Here is a 19747-nt window from a genome sequence, read left to right as displayed (position 1 = left end):
ATGGGAGAGAGAATTGGAAAGGTGTTCCTGGATACCACTTATTATCCGGGCGAAGATTTATACAGTGACGGTGCTATTGAGGATGAGATGCTTGCCATTGCTAGGGATCATGCACCGGAAGAATTTAACCAGGTGATTGCTGAGAGGGAGAGTTGGCCGATCCTGTATCATTTTTCCCATATCAGGGAGAATATCTTAAGCTGGGTTCCTTTTAAGGGTGATGAGAAGGTTCTGGAAGTCGGTGCAGGCTGTGGTGCTGTCACAGGTGCACTGTGCCGTAATGCAGGTGAGGTGACAAGCATTGATCTTTCCATGAAGAGGAGTAGGATCAATGCCTATCGCCACAGGGACCAGGAGAATCTTAAGATTCTTGTGGGCAATTTTCAGGAGATCGAGAAGAATCTCACAGAGAAATATGATTACATTACACTGATCGGTGTGTTCGAATATGGCGAGGCATATATTCAGAGTGAAGATCCTTATGTGGACTTTCTGAAGATCATTTCCAGACATCTGAAACCGGATGGAAAGATCATCCTTGCCATTGAGAACCGCCTGGGTCTGAAGTACTGGGCAGGATGCACAGAGGATCATTTCGGAACTCTCTTTGAAGGACTGGAAGGTTATCCGAGGACAAAAGGTGTCAAGACTTTCACCAGAAAAGAATTCCGTCAGATACTGAAACAGGCTGGGGATCTCAAGGCTTCTTGGTATTATCCGTTCCCGGATTACAAATTTCCCATGACTGTATATTCTGAGGAATATCTTCCGAAAAAAGGTGAGCTGAACCGGACAGAATATAATTTTGACCGCTTCCGCCTGCAGCTTTTTCAGGAATCTCCGGTGTATGATACACTTCTTGACAATGATCTGTATCAGGAGTTTGCCAATTCTTTCCTGCTTATGATCGGCAGGGAGCAGCCTGAGATGGAGACTGTGTATGTGAAATTTTCCAATGAGAGAGATCGTAGCTTTTCTATCCGCACAGAGATTGATTCTACAGAAAACGGCCGTCTGGTAAAAAAAGTTCCAGAGACAAAAGAGGCAGAGAGCCATGTAAACAGGCTGGGAAAAATCTGCACAGAGCTTGGTAAGCTTTATGAGCCGGCAGGGATCCAGGCGAACCACTGCAAGGCACAGCCGGAAGAAGCAGAATTCGAGTATCTTACGGGAGTTACCTTGGAGGAGAAACTGGATACGCTTCTCGAAAACGGAAAAGAAAACCAGTTAGAGGAGCTGCTTTTTTCTTATATTGATAAAGTAAAACAGATCCATGAGAGGGAAGAATTCCATAAGACGGTTGAATTTACGGAAGTATTCGGAGATGTGGAGCTGCCGGAGAATCTTAAAGCCGCTCCGCTTTCTAACATTGATTTCGTTCCTGCAAATGTGATTCTTGAGGGCGAAAAGGCTACAGTCATTGATTATGAATGGACTTTCTTTTTCCCGGTACCATCCAATTTCCTTGTATATCGTATGATCCATTATTATCTGGAAAGCGATGGCAAACGTGAAAGCCTGAAGAGCCGGAACTTCTATGAGAAATCCGGGTTGACAGAGAAAGAAAGCCAGGCTTACAAGGAGATGGAAAAGAATTTCCAGAAGTATATACTTGGCAATCACAACGCCATGCTGGACCTCTACGAAAAAATTTCGCCGGGCAAAGCAGATGCTGTACAGTATTATAAAGAAAAGAAAGCAGAAGCAACCCAGGTGCTTCAGGTATTCTGGGACACAGGCAGTGATTTTAGTGAGGAAAACTCTTCCAGGTATCCGGTAAAAAACAAGAAGATCAAGGCAGTGGTTACAGTTCCTGCGCATACACGCAGACTGCGTCTTGATCCGGGTGAACTGCGAAGCGGCATGCATATTATAAAAATGTGCTGGGAGAATGGAATTCCTGCGAAATTTTTTACAGAAGGAGTCAGTCTCGGCAGAGATGTTTATTACTTCGGTGTAGGGGATCCACAGTTTATCATAGATGAAATACCGGAACTGTCTGGAAAGCTGGAAGTTGAGATAGAATTTCTTGATGAAAAGAAATCCGGTCAGAAATTCTGGGAAAGATATCAGAAGAGAGAACAGAAGCTTCGTCAGATAAAAGCGGAAATAGACCAGAACGAAAAAATGCTGGATGTTATGAAGCACAGCAGATTATGGCGTGCATACCGTATATTTAAGAAACTGTAAGTGCCTGTTCGCAAGAGGAATATGACTATGGCAACAAAAATATTCAGAAATTTTGAAAATCAAAAATATGATCACACAAATGCTCATACTCTGATCCTGAGCGGATGGGCAGTTTCGCCGGAAAACCAGAAGGGCAGTTTTGCTCTTTGGGGAGATGGAAAAGAACTTTTCGGGTTGGAACCGGAATATGTAAACAGGCCGGATGTATCCAGAAATCTCAGGAGACTTGGCAAGATAAAGGATGCCGGCTTTGTTGTACGGATACCGGAGATCCTGAAGCTGGCAGATAAGTACAGAAAGCTGGAGCTGCGCCTGACAATGGGTGACAGGACAGTTGTGCTCTGGAAGGCAGATACCGATAAGCTTAAACTTTTCTGTGCAGACAGTGTTTTGGAATACTATGTCGACAGAGAACAGATCATGAGTAGTAATACGCTGATGATCGACGGCTGGGTTCTGGATGAAAAACAGCCTGCGAAGGTTCTGGTGAAAGATCATTCAGGTAAACCGCTGAAATGCAGCATCACCAGAAGCAGAAGACCGGATGTGGAAGAAGCCAGGGGTCTGCAGCCAGAGAAAGAACGGAAGATCGGTTTTTCTGTCAGGATAGATTTGAATAAGATATCTGAGAGGAATATATACATCCATTTTAAAGGACGCGTAGCGTCTAAGGTTTATAAGATCAGTATTTCGAAACTTCGAAAAAAAGATTCCATTTTGTATCAGCGTATGAATCTTCTCAGACCGAAGAATGGAAGAAAAAATTTATCATATATCCGGGAAAAAGGGTTCAGAGAATTTATCCGCTATGTTGAAAACTATCAGCCGGAGGGACGTTCCCAGGATTATGAGATCTGGCTCCGTGAGCATGCAGCCGGAAAGAGGGAACTGAAAAAACAGAGAGAGACAGTATTTTCCAGAACTCCTCTGATCAGTATAGTGATCCCTATGTACAATACACCGGAAGAATATCTGAAGGAGCTTCTGGATTCTGTAACAGGACAGTCATACAGAAACTGGCAGCTTTGTCTTGCTGACGGCAGCGAAGATGACAGGATAGGAAGCTTTATTCAGGAAAAATACGGGGAAGATAAGAGAATCGTTTATAAGAAGCTGAAGGAAAACAGGGGAATCTCTGAGAATACCAATGCTGCGATAGATTTGGCAGCAGGTGAATATGTCCTGCTCTGTGATCATGATGATGTGCTGACACCGGATGCACTTTTTCATATAGCAAAAGCCATTACAGAGAAAAATGCAGATGTTATCTATACAGATGAAGATAAGGTCAGCATGGACGGAAAGCATTATTTTGAACCGAACTTCAAGCCGGATTTCAATCTGTTCCGTCTCCGTGAGAACAATTATATCTGTCATATTTTTGCATTCAGGAAGAATCTTCTGGATAAGGTTGGAGCTTTCCGCAGTGAATATGACGGAGCACAGGATTTTGATCTGATTTTACGGTGCTGCGAGCAGACGGAACATATCGTTCATATACCGAGAGTTCTGTATCACTGGAGAAGCCATATGAATTCCACAGCTGCGAATCCGGAGAGCAAGAGATATGCTTTCGAAGCGGGAAGAAGAGCAATCGAGGATCACTATCGGAGGTTGGGAATCCAGGCAGAGGTGGAGATGACGAAGCATCCGGGTTGGTACAGAAGTCATGTGGTCATTACCGGCGAACCTCTGATTTCCATAATCATTCCAAATAAAGATCATATTGAGGATCTGGATCTTTGCGTTACATCCATAGAGGAGAAATCTACATGGAAAAATTACGAGATCCTTGTGGTAGAGAACAACAGTGAAAATAAAGAGACCTTTGTATATTATGAGGAGCTTCAGCGCAGATACGACAATGTAAGAGTTTTTACCTGGAAAAAAGAATTCAACTATTCTGCGATCAACAATTTTGCTGTGCGAGAATCAAGAGGCGAATACCTTTTGTTCCTGAACAATGATGTGGAGATCATCACACCGTCCTGGATGGAGGAGATGCTTCAGATCTGCCAGCAGAAGGGCGTTGGAATGGTTGGAGCGAAGCTGTATTATCCGGATGATACGATTCAGCATGCAGGTGTTGTCATCGGTCTTGGCGGAATTGCAGGACACGTTATGTGTAAGGCTCCGGGAAATGAGATCGGTTATATGGGCCGACTTATCAGCGTTCAGGAAATCAGTGCAGTTACAGCCGCATGTATGCTGGTAAAAGCTTCTGTATTTAAGACAGCAGGCGGTTTTGATGAGAAGCTGAAGGTTGCATTTAATGATATTGACCTGTGCATGCAGGTGCGAAGCATGAATGAAAAAATTGTGTTTACCCCGTATGCAGAGCTGTATCACTATGAGTCAAAGTCCAGAGGAATGGAAGATACTCCGGAAAAGGTAGCGCGTTTCAGCAGGGAAGTGAAGTGTTTCCGTGACAAATGGAAAAAAGAGCTTCAGGCAGGAGATCCTTATTACAGTCCTAATCTGACTTTGAAGGCAGGGGACTGCTCACTGCAGAAAATGGAAGAAAGAAATGAGGAGTATGATGTCTGAAAAAATATTCGGAGTTCAGAGCGAGAGATTTCACCTTCTGGACAGAAATCAGTATATTGTACAGGGAATCCGGCCAAAGGGTGCCAGGATGCAGGCTTATCTGGATGGCAGAAAACTGAAAACAGCTGTAAAAGCTCCGGAATCCGTACAGCATGAACTGAGGCAGGGCGAAAAGATCACAGTTGAGATCGAACTTCCGGATGATATTTCCGGATTCCGTAAGCTGATGGTCTGCACAGAGATAAACGGCAGAAAAACTCAGTGGTTTTCCATTTCTGTGAAAGCACTTGAGAAAAAAAGAGACAAGCCTCAGGTATATTTTGAGGAAGAAAAGGTTCGTCAGGGGAATGTGCGTGTGAAAGGCTGGGCCATTGCCGACCGCCCGGTGGTGATCCGTATTTACGATGAGAATAAAAAAACGGTAAAGGCTGAGATAAAAAGAACAGACAGGATCGATGTGACACAGCTTTATCAGGAAGCAGAAGATCCTGGAGAGACAGGCTTTTATGTGGAACTTGCCGGACTTACCGGGCAGTGTCTCTATATGGTATTCCAGGCAGGCTCAAAAAAAACAGTAAAAAAAATCTCCATGCAGAAATCCAGGCTCATAGCCGCCAAAATAGAAAAATACGCGGAGAAAGGCTTCTATTACTGGAAAAATCAGGGAAACAAAGCACTTTTAAGAAAAATTGCAGCAAAAATAAAACATACGTCAGGAGAAGATATCTCCTATCAGAAATGGCTCAAATATCATATGCCAGACAAGGCAGAACTGGTGCAGCAGAGAAAAAACAGATTCGAGTACAGCCCCAAGATATCCATTGTTGTGCCGCTGTACAAGACACCTGAGAAATATTTAAGAAGCCTGGTGGCCTCTGTGCAGGCACAGACATATGAAAACTGGGAATTATGCCTGTCCGATGGAAGTGGTGCCGGTTCTCCCCTGACAGGACTTCTGAAAGAATTATCTGCAAAGGAAAAAAGGATCCGCGTGATTTCTCATGACAGTGCATTACAGATATCAGAGAATACAAACAGCGCCATTGAGGCAGCAACAGGGGATTTTATCGCATTTGCAGATCACGATGATGAACTGACACCGAATGCACTGTTTGAGTGTGTGAAAGTACTGAATGAGAAACCAGGAACAAAGATCCTCTATTCTGATGAAGATAAGATGTCCATGGACGGACGAAAGTTTTTTGAACCGAACCTGAAATCAGATTTTAACCTGCAGTTGCTTTGCACTGTGAATTATATCTGTCATCTGTTTGTTGTTTCCCGTGAGGTGCTTAAGAAGACAGGAATGCTCCGCAGTGAATATGACGGAGCACAGGATTATGATTTTGTTTTCCGCAGTACAGAAGCTGTAAGTGAGAAAGAAATCGTTCATATTCCGAAGATCCTGTATCACTGGAGATGCCATATGGATTCCACAGCTGAGAATCCGGAAAGCAAGAGATACGCTTTTGGGGCAGGAAAGAGAGCAATAGAGGCTCACTACCGGAGACTTGGAATCCAGGCAGAAGTAGAAATGACAGAGCATCCGGGCTGGTACCGCAGTCATGTGGCTATTGTGGGAGAGCCGATGGTTTCCATTATTATTCCGAACAAAGATCATATCCAGGATCTTGAATTATGTATTTCATCCATAGAGAAGAAGTCAACCTGGAAGAATTATGAGATCATAGTTGTGGAGAACAACAGTGAAAAGGATGAAACCTTTGCATATTATAAGAAGCTTTCAGAGAGATTCGGAAATGTCCGTGTCCTTACCTGGAAAAAAGGCTTCAACTACGCTGCAATCAATAATTTTGCAGTGGAACAGGCTGGAGGAGAATATGTTCTGTTTCTGAATAACGACGTTGAGATCATTACAGATTCCTGGCTGGAGGAAATGATGCAGATCTGTCAGCAGGATGGAATCGGAATGGTAGGAGCAAAGCTGTATTATCCGGACGATACGATCCAGCATGCAGGTGTTGTCATCGGGCTTGGAGGAATCGCAGGCCATGTTATGTGCCACGCTCCGAGATATGATATCGGATATATGGGACGTATGATTAGCGTACAGGATATCAGCGCAGTAACAGGAGCCTGCATGATGGTAAAGACGTCATCATTCAGAAATGTCGGCGGGTTCGACGAGGATTTCGGTGTTGCGTTCAATGATGTGGATCTCTGCATGAAGATCAGGAATAACGGCGATAAGGTGGTGTTTACCCCTTACGCTGAGCTGTACCATTATGAGTCGAAATCCAGAGGTATGGAAGATACGCCTGAAAAAGTGGCGCGATTTAACAAAGAGATCGCCCTGTTCGAAAAGAAATGGCCGGATATCCTGAAAAAAGGAGATCCTTACTATAATCCGAATCTTACATTAAAGAGCCAGTTTTGTTATCTGAAACAGATACAGGAGGAACGGTAAGATGAAATTAATAACTAAAGATTCAAAGGCAAGGTTGCTGCTTCTGGCAACTTTGTTTTTTAGTTGCCTTTTTATTTTCAGACAGTATCTGTTTGGAAATTCAGTGCTTGTTTATAATGACGTTGGAGGAGATACCTGGCAGCAGTATACAGCATATTATGCAAGTGTTGTGAATCATTTGCGGGCGGGAAACTTTGCATGGTGGGATTTTACCAATGGGCTGGGAATTAACCTTTTTTCCTGGTTGCAGATGGATCCGTCCATGATCCTGCTTTTTCTCATTGGGGTCATACTAGGACCTGCACATATGCTGTATTATCTGGTGGTTTTGCAGATTTTAAAGATTCTGGCAGCTGGAATTTTGTTTTATATGTTCCTCTCAGAATTTTCTTACAGCATACCGGCGAAATTCCTGACAGCTTTTGTCTATGGACTGAATGGATATCTGTTAGTATGGGGACAGCATTATCAGTTCGGAATGGTTACTGTCTATTTTCCGCTTATGCTTTTGTTTGCGGAAAGATATATACGTGGAAAAAAGGGAAAAGCTTTTTTTTGTGTGTCTGTATTTCTCAGTGGGATTTACAGTGTATATCTGTCTTATATGAGCCTGATCGGAATAGGTTTTTATCTGCTGTTCAGATCTATTATGACAGAAAAAAGACCGGGCGCAGTATTCAGAAAGTTTTTTATCGGATGTGGACAGATTGTTCTGGGAATTGGTATGAGTCTGGGAATGTTTCTGCCGATGGCAGAGGGAATAATGAATTCCTCCAGAGTTTCTCCTGCATCAGGAGGTATACTGGAAATTCTGAAAAGCTATTTCCTTCCATATCAAAATAGCAGATATTATAATTCGCTGTTGATCCGTCCCTTTTCCACTAACCTGCAGAATCTGCAGAAACTGGGAAAAGCCAAATATGAGGGATATAAGAATTATTATGAAGATCCGGTATTATTTTGTTCAACTCTGTCCGTGATATTTTTAGTTCAGTTTCTTATTGTATTTCGAAAAAAGGAAAAAGACAGAAAAGCCAGAGGATGTGTTTACGGTGCGGTAGTATTGATAATGCTAACTTTATTATTGCCTTTTGGCGGCCGTATATTTAATGCATTTACGGAAGCACCTACGGATCGTTACACATATATACTGATAACATTTTTTCTGATGATATTTGCATGGATGTGGGACTATCTAAGGCAGGGCGGAAAGGTCAGTATTCTGGCATTACTGATTACAGAAGTATTGATGTTGAGGGCATATTTTTTCGGATATTCGGACAGTGTTTTTGGGGAATACAGAGCAAATGCTTTGATCCTTGCAGTGACAGGCACAGTTATGGTTGCATGTGTGTTGTATCTGGGCACTGATTTCAGGCAAAGAGGAAAAAAACTGGCCACAGTACTGTTGGTGGTAATGGTGTTTGTTAATGTGATAGCAGAAGGAGGGATCACATATATAGACAGGATTTGCCTGAGAAAAACGGATACTCCTGAGGAACAGATTGCGGCGCTTGAAGAAGAAACCATACGGCTTGAAGCGTCAGAGGATTCAGAGACTCAGGCAAGAGCGGTACTGAACAGACCCCAGACTTATTACAGAAGCCTGTACAGCCAAGATATTCAAGATGCTCTGAAATATTTAAGGGAAACAGATCAGGAGTTTTACAGAGTGGAGAAAGATTTTTCATCAGGAACTGTTTCCATGGATTCGCAGATTCAGGGGTACAGAGGAGTCAGTACATATAATTCAGTTATGAACGGAAATGTAAAAGAATTTGTGAATACCTGTTATCCGGAGTTTCTGTATATAGATAAGAATAGATATACGTTTTGGCCTATTGCGCAGGATACATTTTTTGCTTCTTTTATGGGAGTGAGGTATCTTATTTCAGAGAATCCGAATCTTGATAACACGAAATATGAACAGATAGCTCAGTTTGGCAAAGTCTTTTTATATAAAAATATAAAAGAGGCAAATGTTGCAAGATTTTATGAGAATACGATTTCAGAAGAGAGTTTGCGAAGATTATGTAGTGGAAAAAACAGAAAGAAGAACAGGGAGCGTATCTTGGAAAATTATCTGGCGACAGAGGATGGTACAAATATTTCAGAGATGTCTCAGTTGACAGAGGTTCCGAAAAAGCAGAAAAATTCTGCGGTCATGTTAGAGATAGCAGAAAAAGATTCTCATTTAACCGGAAGTGTATCAACACAGGCCGATGGTTACGTCATGTGTATGATTCCATGGGAAAAAGGCTGGACGGTTACTGTTGACGGAGAAAATGTCCGTACTCAGAGAGGTGATCTGGGATTTCTTGCATTTCAGGTTGATGAAGGGGAACATCAGCTGGAACTGAATTATCAGGTTCCGGGGCTGAAAACAGGAATGGTTGCAAGCGCGGTTTGCTGGTGCATTTATATGGCAATATGCTTATATCAGAGCAGAAAGAAGAGAGAAAATTTATAAACAAAGGGCCATCGCATTGGAAAATCTATATAAATGCGATAGCCCTTTTTTCTATTACAGTAAGACATAGCTGTCTGGTAGTTCACTATATCAGGATTTGATCACATGAATCATAAGGAAAAGGAAGAAGAGCAGGAATGCGGCTCCGATAGCTCCGATAATATAATAGGGAGCATAGGTTCTGGAAGAAGAAAATTCCTGGGCTGCTTTCATGTTTTTGGTGCCGGTTTCTCCGGCAGTATCCTTTTCCTGCTGGACATCCTCCAGAATAGCAGTTCCCACAGGGGTACCTCCGAAATAATACTGGCGCTGGATCTGTCCGTCTGAGGCAGTATCCTCTGTAGTAAGAGAATCTGCTGCAGCTCCGTTTGGAACGATTACAGTACCTCCGGAGAGACGGTTGAAATCATCATCCGGGAGAGTGAGGGGAGCAAAATTGTCGAAACCGTAATTTAAAAGTGCAATGGCCTCATCATCTGTAGCGCCGGAAGCTCCGTTTAATACCACACATACAAGTTTCATATTATTTTTGGCAGCTTCACATACGAGAGTACTTCCGGAAGCCTGGGTATATCCTTCTTTTCCTCCGATGCAGGCTTCATAATAGCCGTCACTGGTATTATTGATCATTGTAAAATTGTTGGTCAGGACTCTGTCACCGCCGGAAACGTTTGTGGCCGGGATGGTGTAGGAGGTGGTGGCGGCAATGGTGCGGAAAGTATCATTGGCCATGGCAGCCTCCATGATCAATGCCATATCATGGGCGGTTATATGCTGATTCTCATCGGGAAGGCCGGTAGGATTGGTAAATACGGTATTGGTACAGCCGAGCTCCTGAGCCCGGGCATTCATTGCTGCTACAAAGGCATCTACAGATCCGCTTATATGTTCAGCCACCTGAAGGGCAATATCGTTGGCAGATGCTACCATAATGGCATAGAGACATTGCTCCATGGTAAAAACCTCATCCAATTGTGCTGAGATATTTACACCCCCGTCTGTAACTCCGGATACACCGGTGGCTGTCATGGTAACCTGGTCATCCAGACTGCTGTTTTCCAGGGCAAGCAGGCAGGTCATGATCTTGACTGCACTGGCCGGATAAAGTGCCTGGTCTGAATTTTTTGAATAAAGAACTGTATTAGTGGAGGTTTCCATTACAACAGCCGCTGTAGAAGAAATATCAGTGGCCTGAGGCCATCCTGCAATACCGTTGGTAGTGACAATGGAAGGATCAGCTGTCTGTACCTGGGCTGATGTATCTGCAGTGGTTTCCTCAGTGGCAGATACAGGAATCTGGGAGACTGCAGTGGAAACGCAAAGTCCCAGCGCCAGAAGTGCAGCAGTAAAGCGTATATGTTTTTTCATGATAAGAATACTCCTGTTTATATATTTGTTTTTATTACTGTTCATTCCGTTTTCAATAACTAATTGTGAATAATAGTATAGCATACTTTACAGGTTTCTTGCAAAAAATATCATACAATGTTAAAATAAAATATCTTATTGACAAAAAATCGAGGTTGAAACATGAATAAACAACAATCTACAGGGGGAAAAATCCAGTGGCTGAGGGTTTTGAAAAAACTTTCTCCCTACACAGTGCAAAAGGGTTTTCGGTATCTGAAGCATTATGGGCCAAAGGAATTCTGGATTCGTCTTCATGAAAGATTTGAACCGGAGGAAGTGCCATATGCCCCATGGTATCAGGCCTATGCTCCGGATGAGGAAACACTGGACAGACAGAGAACTCACAGATTTAAATATGAGCCGCTGATCAGTATTATAGTACCTGCCTATCAGACTCCCACAGAATTCCTGAAACAGATGATCGATTCTGTAACAGGACAGACCTATGGAGTATGGGAACTTTGCATTGCCAATGCAAGTCCTGATAATGAAGAGATGCAGAGAATTCTGGCAGAGTATGCAGCCCGGGATGAGAGGGTGCGTTTTTGTAATCTGAAAGAAAATCTGGGTATTGCAGAGAATACAAACAAAGCATTTGCCATGGCAAAGGGAGAATTTCTCGGGCTTCTGGATCATGATGATCTGCTGGCACCCAATGCACTTTATGAAATCGTGCAGACGCTGCAGACACATCCGGAGGCAGATGCTGTTTATACAGATGAGGATAAGGTTACCACAGAGCTGGATGAGCATTTTCAGCCTCACCTGAAACCTGATTTTAACCTGGATCTTTTAAGGTCTAATAATTATATCTGCCATTTTTTTATGGTTCGCAGAAGTGTGGTGGAGCAGGCGGGAGGTTTTCGCAGGGAATTTGACGGAGCGCAGGATTATGATTTTATTTTCCGTTGCACAGAGGCTGCCAGGGAGGTAGTTCATGTACCGGAGATCCTCTATCACTGGAGAACCCATAAAGCATCTACTGCAGACAATCCGGCAAGTAAGATGTATGCCTTTGAAGCCGGAAAGCGTGCCATTGAAGAACACCTGAAAAGAACCGGTGTCAGGGGAGTGGTAAGCCATACCCCGGATTTGGGATTTTACCGTGTCCAATATCCGGTTCAGGGGCAGCCGTTGGTATCGGTGATCATCCCCAATAAAGATGAAAAAGAAACTTTGCAGACTTGTATGGAATCTCTGAAAAGTAATACAGATTATCAGAATTTTGAAATCATTATTGTGGAAAATAACAGCACTACAGAAGAGATTTTTCAATATTACAAAGAACTTTCCAGGGATCCCCGGATCCGGCTTCTGCGGTGGACAAAGGCGTTTAATTATTCTGCCATCAATAATTTCGGGGCATCTCATGCAAGGGGCGAGTATCTGCTGTTTTTGAATAATGATATAAAAACAATCCTACCTTCATGGATGGAGGAGATGCTGGGAGTATGCCAGCGACCGGAGGTAGGAGCAGTGGGAGCAAAACTGATTTATCCGGATCATACCATTCAGCATGCAGGCTGTGTGGTAGGGATGGGAGGAATTGCCGGACATATGTTTGTGGATATGCCGGCAGACCGTACCGGTTATCTGCATAAGGCCTCTCTTTTGCAGGATATGAGTGCAGTGACTGCTGCCTGCATGATGATGAAGAAGAAAGTATTTGAGAAAGCAGGCGGTTTTACAGAGGAGCTGGCTGTGGCATTTAATGATGTGGATCTGTGTCTGAAGGTGCGAAAGGAAGATTTTCTCATCGTATATGATCCCTATGCGGAGCTTTATCATATGGAATCAAAAACAAGGGGAGCAGAGGACAGTGAAGAAAAAGTGCGCCGTTTTCAGACTGAAATTGAATATATGCGCTGTCACTGGCTGGATATCCTGAAAAACGGAGATCCTTATTATAATAAAAACCTTTCCCTTACAAAATGGAATTATTCTCTGAAACCACTTCCGGGAATGAGTTGGAAGGATGATGAGAAAAAGAGAGAAGCAGGAGGAAATCATGCAGGAAATATCAGTAATCATTCCCAATTATAACGGGATGGCTTATCTGGATGGAGTACTTTCCGGTCTGGAGTGTCAGACTGTAAAAAATTTTGAGGTGATCCTGGTAGACAATGGTTCCGGTGATGGAAGCTGTGCTTTTGTGGCTGCTTCGTATCCCTGGGTGCGTCTTATTGAGTTTCCTGAGAATTTTGGATTCTGTAAGGCTGTGAATGAGGGGATTAAAGCCTCCAGAGCACCTTATGTGCTGCTTCTGAATAATGATATAGGGGTTACACGGGATTTTATTGAGCAGATGCTTCAGGGAATCAGGAGGCATCCGAAAGCTTTCTCCGGGGCAGCCAGAATGATACAGTTTCATGACAGGGACAGACTGGATGACGCAGGCAATTACTATTGTGCCCTGGGTTGGGCTTTTGCCAGAGGAAAGGGTAAAAATATTCATACCTATGAAAAAGAAGAGAAGATTTTTGCTTCCTGCGCGGGAGCGGCTATTTACCGAAAGGATATTTTTGAAAAAATAGGATACTTTGACGAGGAACATTTTGCCTATCTTGAGGATATGGATGTGGGATACAGGGCCAGGATCAATGGCTATGAGAACTGGTATTTTCCCTTGGCTAAGGTATATCATGTGGGCAGCGGTACCAGTGGATCCAGATACAACCAGTTTAAAATTCGCTATTCCTCCAGAAATAATGTGTATTTAATCTACAAAAATATGCCCTTGCTGCAGATCGTGTTAAATCTGCCTTTCCTGGTTATTGGCTTTGGGATTAAAATTCTGTTTTTTGGTCTGAAAGGATTTGGAAGGGAATACCTGGCAGGTATTAAGAATGGATTTCAGATCAGCAGGCGTGACAGAAAAGTAGCTTTCCGAGTGGAAAATCTGCCTCATTATCTGAAAATACAGATAGAATTGTGGATCAATATGTTCCGACGCCTGAGAGGATAATTTTAAAGTTCATAAAAATTTTATAAAATTGGGAAGAAGAATTTGTTGCTTTTACAAATCAACTATTATAATATAAATGCGACAGTAGCTGCCTGTCAGAGAGAATTCTGTGAGTGATGGGGCAGTTACAGGCAATAAAAATGAGGTGACAAAGAATTGTTAAAGGACAATGAAAAGAATTTTAGTCGTCTCCATATGCTGATAGATGCCGTTGTGCTTGCGCTTTCATATTTTCTGGCGTGGCTGATACGTTTTGTGGGTCCTATGTCGACAACTGCGGTAAGAACAAGGAGTTTTCAGCAGTATATGCTGATGCTTGTCCTTATCATACCGGTTTATCTGCTTTTGTATCAGGCATTTACTTTGTATACGCCTATGCGGATGCAGGGACGCAGGCTGGTTCTGGCAAATATTGTGAAGGCCAATTCCCTGGGACTTTTGATTCTTATGTTTACATTTTATATGATTGATGAGGGAGATTTTTCCCGATCCACATATATTATGTTTTATCTGATCAATATTGTTCTTCAGTGGGGAACCCGTATGCTGATCTTTGCCCTTCTCAGGGATATGCGTGAAAAGGGAATGAACCAGACACAGATGATTTGCGTGGGATACAGCAGGGCTGCTGAGGAATATATTGACCGTGTACTGGCCAACCCGCAGTGGGGTTATGTGATCCGGGGAATCCTGGATGATAATGTTCCGGCAGGGACTGCCTACCGGGGGATCAAGGTGCTGGGAAGAATCGCAAATCTGAATGTGATTCTTCCGGAGAACCGCCTGGATGAGATTGCCATTACACTGGGACTGAGTGAGTACTATCGACTTGAGGAGATTGTAGCATTGTGTGAAAAGTCGGGAGTACACACAAAATTTATCCCGGATTATAATAAGATTATTCCTACAAAGCCCTATACTGAGGATATACTGGGTCTTCCGGTCATCAATATCCGCTATGTGCCGCTGAATAATACATTTAATGCGATGGTGAAGCGCGCCATGGATATTGTGGGTTCAATTGCTGGGATTATTGTGACGTCTCCGATCATGCTTCTGATGTGTCTGTTGATCAAGCTGACCTCTCCGGGTCCCCTGATTTACAAGCAGGAGAGGGTGGGACTTCACAATCAGAATTTCCGGATGTATAAATTCCGCTCTATGGAAGTACAGCCAGAGTCGGAGGAGAAGAAGGCGTGGACGGTAAAGAATGATCCCCGTGTGACCGGAATCGGTAAGTTTATGCGGCATACCAGTATTGATGAGCTTCCGCAGCTTTTCAATATTTTAAAAGGTGATATGAGTTTGGTAGGTCCCAGACCTGAGAGACCGTTTTTTGTAGAGAAATTCAGAGAAGAAATCCCTAGGTATATGGTGAAACATCAGGTTCGTCCGGGGCTTACCGGATGGGCGCAGGTAAAAGGCTATCGTGGAGATACATCCATCAGAAAGAGGATAGAATGCGATCTTTATTATATTGAGAACTGGAGTATAGGCTTTGATATAAAGATTATTTTTCTTACCTTTTTTAAGGGATTTGTAAATAAGAATGCATATTAAGATAAGGGGAAAGAAGAGTATGGCTAAACCAGGAAAAAAGAAAAAAGTACTGTTTGTGCTTGAGATTGTTGTGCTTCTGCTGTTTATTGGCGGACTGTATGTCTACGGACAGATTTCTTCCAGACTGGATAAGATCCAGCAGCCGGAGCTGAAGCGTGAGACGATTCCGGTGAATCCGGAGGCTCCGAAAATGACAGGGTACAAAACTTATGTACTGTTTGGAATTGATACTCGTGGTGAGGGATCTAATCTGTCTGCGCAGAACAGTGATACCATGATCATTGTTAGTGTAAACAATGATACCGGTGAGGTGCGTATGGCCTCTATTTACAGAGATACACTTCTGGATGTGGGAGACGGAACCTATACAAAAGCAAATGCCGCCTATGCATATGGAGGACCGGAGCAGGCAATTGCCATGCTGAATACCAACCTGGATCTGGATATTTCCGATTATGCCACAGCAGATTTCTCTGCCCTGGCAGAGGTTGTAGATGATCTGGGAGGACTGGACATTCCTCTTTCCTATGCTGAAATTGTGCATATGAATAACTATTGTCAGGAGACATCCAAGCTGACAGGTAGGAGCTATACTCCGGTGGAAAAGCCAGAGCCAGAGCCAGAGGATCTGGAGGCAATCGTAGACACCTATCACCTGAATGGTGTGCAGGTTACCTCTTACTGTCGTATCCGTTATACTGCAAGCTTGGATATGGGACGTACAGAAAGACAGAGAAAAGTTCTGGGAATGCTCTTTGATAAGGCTAAGATAGCAGGTTTAACCTCTATTTTCAAGATTATGGATGATGTGTTCCCTATGGTACAGACCTCTCTTTCAAAGCAGGATATTCTTGGCCTGATTCCAACAGTGATTGGATATAATTTTTCTGACAGTACCGGATTTCCGGCGAAGTACAAATTCTCAAATATTAAGGGAAGTATCATTGTTCCTACTGATTTAGCAAGCAATGTAACAGAGCTTCACAAATTCCTCTATAATGACCAGGATTATACACCGTCCTCGGAGGTTCTTGACAGAAGCAATAAGATTCTGGAGATTGTAGGCGGAGAAGGAAAACTGGATGAAGCAGCATCTACCACACAGGATGATACAGCTAATACGGACGATAATACATTTGTATGGTCTGGAAATAGTTCTTCCACAGATAATAGCTATTATGATAATAATAGCGGAAGCACAGATTATGATAATGGCGGCGGCACAGATTATGATTACGGCGGCGGTTCGGATTACGATAATGGCGGCGGTTCGGATTACGATAATGGCGGCGGTTCGGATTACGATAATGGCGGTGATTCGGATTACGATAATGGCGGTGATTCGGATTACGATAATGGCGGCGGCTCGGATTATGATAATGACAGTGGTTCAGATTATGATAACGGTGGCGGAGATGACGGTGGATTTTCTGACGGAGCTGCTGAATCCGGAAACGATGATAACGAAGAATAATGGAATTATGCTGAACACAAAGGACCATCCGAACAACAGGATGGTCCTTTGCAAATAAAAAAAGCGGAGATAAATATGAAAAACAGAAATGTGGATGTGATTATTCCCACATACCGTCCGGGAAAAGAATTTATGGAATTGCTGACAAGACTGGAGAGGCAGGAATGTCCTCCGGACAGAATTGTAGTCATGAATACAGGAGAGCAGTACTGGAACCGGGAATGGGAGAAGTGTAAGCTGGTGGAAGTACACCACCTGGAGCAGAAGGATTTTGATCATGGTGGTACAAGAAGACGGGCAGCAGAGCTGTCAGATGCCCGGGTTATGGTGTTTATGACACAGGATGCTCTTCCGGCGGATTATAAGCTGATTGGGAATCTGCTGAAAGCCCTGGACCAGAATGAGAAAATAGGAGCGGCTTATGCCAGACAGCTTCCCAAATCGGACTGTGGTTTTCTGGAACGTTACACCCGCTCTTTTAATTATCCGGAACATTCATCGGTAAAAACCTTATCTGATGTGAAACAATATGGGATAAAGACGTATTTCTGCTCCAATGTATGCGCAGCATATAAAAGAGCGGCTTATCAGGATGTGGGAGGTTTTGTAAACAGAGCTATTTTTAATGAAGATATGATTTGTGCAGGGAATATGGTAAAGCAGGGATATTCTATTGCTTATGCAGCAGATGTCCGGGTTTATCATTCTCACAATTATTCCTGTGTCCAGCAGTTTCACCGCAACTTTGACCTAGGTGTTTCACAGGCAGAACATCCGGAAATTTTTGCAGATGTATCTTCTGAGGGAGAGGGCTTGCGCCTGGTAAAAAGAAGTATGGCATATCTGGTAAAAACCGGACATGTGTGGCTGATCCCCCAGCTGATCCTGCAAAGCGGAGCTAAATATGCCGGATATTTTCTTGGAAAAAGATACCATAAGCTTCCGAAAAAAATCGTACTTGCATGTACAATGAACCCCTATTACTGGAAAAAAGGCTAAGGTTTTCCTTCACGTCATTTTACGATTATTGTCACATTTTGAACACAATTCATTGCTATACTGTTTCCTAAAGAACAGGATATCAGAACAGGACTTTCAATCTGTTGATATCAGAATAAACGGGTGCGAAGGGAGCAGGTGATAATATGTATAATGAAGAAGACCGGAGGGAAGATCAACAGACATCCGGGGAGCAGGCTCCAAGATATGAACATTATCAGTTCCATGAGGAGACAGGAATTGTGCCTGACAGGGTGCCGCCTGTCCGGAATAAAAAAGAAACAGATTCTTTTGGAAAAAAGGCAGGGACGACAGTGGCTCTGGCAGTGCTTTTCGGGCTGGTAGCTTCTGCCGTTTTTCTATCGGTAAGCTTTGTAGCAGGTAAATATCTGAAAACTGATGAAAAAAGTACACATCTTGAAACAACCCAGAGTGTGGCTGGAACTGTGACAGATAACGGTTCTGACGGGGAGAATGGGGTTGATACAGAGTCCGGGAATGGGACTGTGGCTTCAGTAGCCCAGGCATCTATGCCTTCGGTAGTGGCTATTACTACAGTAAGCGTACAGGAAATACCAAGTTTCTTTGGCTATGGTTCGCGTCAGTACAAAAGTGCAGCTACCGGTTCAGGGATTATCGTAGGAGATAATGATGAGGAGCTTTTGATCGCTACCAATAATCATGTGGTAGACGGAGCATCTACTTTAAGCGTATGTTTTATAGGTAATGATGTAATGAATGCGGAAACGGAGACTGAGAATGCCGATGATACCGGCGACCTGAATCTGGAGGATGCAGTCAGCGCCAGAATCAAGGGTACAGATTCTGACAATGATCTGGCAGTGATCGCTGTAAAGAAGGCAGATATTCCTGAGGATACACTGAGCGAGATCAAGATTGCACAGATTGGAAGCTCAGAGGATCTGGTAGTAGGTCAGCAGGTAGTGGCAATTGGCAATGCGCTGGGATATGGACAGTCAGTAACCTCCGGATGGATCAGCGCGCTGAACAGAACGATTTCCACAGAGGATGGTACAAGCAGTTCCGGACTGATTCAGACAGATGCAGCCATTAATCCCGGCAACAGCGGTGGGGCACTTCTGAATATGAAGGGAGAACTGATCGGTATTAATTCTGCTAAATATGCAGACAGTACAGTGGAAGGAATGGGATATGCGATTCCCATTTCCAGGGCAAAGCCTATTCTTGAGGATCTGATGAACCGTCAGACCAGGGAGATGGTTTCCGCTGAAGAGAAAGGCTATCTGGGGGTAGTTCTTTCCAATCTTACTACAGAGGCCATACAGATGTATGATATGCCGGAGGGAGCTTTTGTCAGAGGCGTTGAGGAGAAATCACCGGCTGAGAAAGGTGGCATCTGTAAGGGAGATATTATTGTGAAATTTGATGGACAGAGTGTGACCAGCGGGGATGATCTTCTGGAAAAACTTCAGTATTATAAGTCTGGCGAGAAGATAGAAGCAGTGGTGGCCAGAGCTACTGACGGGGAATACCAGGAGAGCACAGTTGAGATTACTTTAGGATCCAGATCAGAAAACAGCTGATCTGCTTATAAGAAAGAGATACTGCAGAGAAAAGTGGTATCTCTTTTTGCTGATTTTATAAAACTTTAATTTTGAGATATGTGGGGAATATGATATAATTCTATATAATGATGTTAGGGTCAAAAGGCATTTTGCCCCT

11 protein-coding genes are annotated in these 19747 nt (G+C 43.4%); 10 read left to right on the top strand and 1 reads right to left on the bottom strand.

The features are described from left to right. The 4 genes from ACTNDS_RS04600 to ACTNDS_RS04585 are packed head-to-tail and all read left to right on the top strand — an operon-like array spanning window position 1 to window position 9635. Complete coding sequence (locus ACTNDS_RS04600; RefSeq protein ID WP_441034003.1) at window positions 1–2190, top strand: SAM-dependent methyltransferase; 2190 nt, start codon at window positions 1–3, stop codon at window positions 2188–2190. 27 nt (window positions 2191–2217) lie between these two features. Continuing rightward, window positions 2218–4737, top strand: a complete 2520-nt coding sequence (locus ACTNDS_RS04595; protein WP_441034001.1) for a glycosyltransferase family 2 protein — start codon at window positions 2218–2220, stop codon at window positions 4735–4737. Continuing rightward, complete coding sequence (locus ACTNDS_RS04590; protein WP_441033999.1) at window positions 4730–7165, top strand: glycosyltransferase family 2 protein; 2436 nt, start codon at window positions 4730–4732, stop codon at window positions 7163–7165. Before ACTNDS_RS04595 ends, ACTNDS_RS04590 begins: the two co-directional genes overlap by 8 nt. Window position 7166: 1 nt before the next feature. Continuing rightward, on the top strand, window positions 7167–9635 hold the full coding sequence (locus ACTNDS_RS04585) for a YfhO family protein (RefSeq protein WP_441033997.1): 2469 nt from the start codon (window positions 7167–7169) through the stop codon (window positions 9633–9635). A 90-nt stretch (window positions 9636–9725) separates the two neighbouring features. Here ACTNDS_RS04585 and ACTNDS_RS04580 read toward each other — a convergent pair whose 3' ends face one another. Then, complete coding sequence (locus tag ACTNDS_RS04580; protein ID WP_441033995.1) at window positions 9726–11003, bottom strand: D-alanyl-D-alanine carboxypeptidase family protein; 1278 nt, start codon at window positions 11001–11003, stop codon at window positions 9726–9728. Between the two features lie 162 nt (window positions 11004–11165). On the opposite strand from ACTNDS_RS04580, the gene ACTNDS_RS04575 reads away from it, so the two are divergent. The 6 genes from ACTNDS_RS04575 to ACTNDS_RS04550 all read left to right on the top strand — a co-directional run bounded on the left by ACTNDS_RS04575 (window position 11166) and on the right by ACTNDS_RS04550 (window position 19608). Further along, window positions 11166–13088: a glycosyltransferase family 2 protein gene (locus ACTNDS_RS04575; protein ID WP_441033993.1), complete on the top strand. Its 1923-nt coding sequence runs from the start codon at window positions 11166–11168 to the stop codon at window positions 13086–13088. Then, window positions 13054–14010 carry a glycosyltransferase family 2 protein gene (locus tag ACTNDS_RS04570; protein WP_441033991.1) on the top strand — a complete coding sequence of 319 codons (957 nt, stop codon included), beginning with the start codon at window positions 13054–13056 and terminating at the stop codon, window positions 14008–14010. The genes ACTNDS_RS04575 and ACTNDS_RS04570 overlap by 35 nt, the downstream gene beginning before the upstream one ends. Before the next feature lie 156 nt (window positions 14011–14166). Further along, entirely contained in the window at window positions 14167–15570 is a 1404-nt protein-coding gene (locus ACTNDS_RS04565; RefSeq protein ID WP_441033989.1) for an undecaprenyl-phosphate glucose phosphotransferase, read from the top strand. A gap of 19 nt (window positions 15571–15589) precedes the next feature. Next, a complete protein-coding gene (locus ACTNDS_RS04560; RefSeq protein WP_441033987.1) occupies window positions 15590–17044 on the top strand; it encodes an LCP family glycopolymer transferase in 1455 nt (484 codons plus the stop codon). 75 nt (window positions 17045–17119) lie between these two features. After that, complete coding sequence (locus ACTNDS_RS04555) at window positions 17120–18043, top strand: glycosyltransferase family 2 protein (RefSeq protein WP_441033985.1); 924 nt, start codon at window positions 17120–17122, stop codon at window positions 18041–18043. 146 nt (window positions 18044–18189) lie between these two features. Continuing rightward, a complete protein-coding gene (locus ACTNDS_RS04550) occupies window positions 18190–19608 on the top strand; it encodes a S1C family serine protease (protein WP_441033983.1) in 1419 nt (472 codons plus the stop codon). Window positions 19609–19747: the final 139 nt, after the last annotated feature.

This window comes from Blautia sp. HCP3S3_C12 (genome assembly GCF_052064155.1).
GTDB lineage: Bacteria > Bacillota > Clostridia > Lachnospirales > Lachnospiraceae > Blautia_A.
This window is presented reverse-complemented; position numbering and strand designations above follow the sequence as displayed.

Coding starts and splice junctions, on each gene's coding strand:
- ACTNDS_RS04560 (WP_441033987.1), top strand. CDS start 15,590: ATGGCTAAACCAGGAAAAAAGAAAAAAGTACTGTTTGTGCTTGAGATT.
- ACTNDS_RS04580 (WP_441033995.1), bottom strand. CDS start 11,003: ATGAAAAAACATATACGCTTTACTGCTGCACTTCTGGCGCTGGGACTT.
- ACTNDS_RS04595 (WP_441034001.1), top strand. CDS start 2,218: ATGGCAACAAAAATATTCAGAAATTTTGAAAATCAAAAATATGATCAC.
- ACTNDS_RS04585 (WP_441033997.1), top strand. CDS start 7,167: ATGAAATTAATAACTAAAGATTCAAAGGCAAGGTTGCTGCTTCTGGCA.
- ACTNDS_RS04590 (WP_441033999.1), top strand. CDS start 4,730: ATGTCTGAAAAAATATTCGGAGTTCAGAGCGAGAGATTTCACCTTCTG.
- ACTNDS_RS04600 (WP_441034003.1), top strand. CDS start 1: ATGGGAGAGAGAATTGGAAAGGTGTTCCTGGATACCACTTATTATCCG.
- ACTNDS_RS04570 (WP_441033991.1), top strand. CDS start 13,054: ATGCAGGAAATATCAGTAATCATTCCCAATTATAACGGGATGGCTTAT.
- ACTNDS_RS04550 (WP_441033983.1), top strand. CDS start 18,190: ATGTATAATGAAGAAGACCGGAGGGAAGATCAACAGACATCCGGGGAG.
- ACTNDS_RS04555 (WP_441033985.1), top strand. CDS start 17,120: ATGAAAAACAGAAATGTGGATGTGATTATTCCCACATACCGTCCGGGA.
- ACTNDS_RS04575 (WP_441033993.1), top strand. CDS start 11,166: ATGAATAAACAACAATCTACAGGGGGAAAAATCCAGTGGCTGAGGGTT.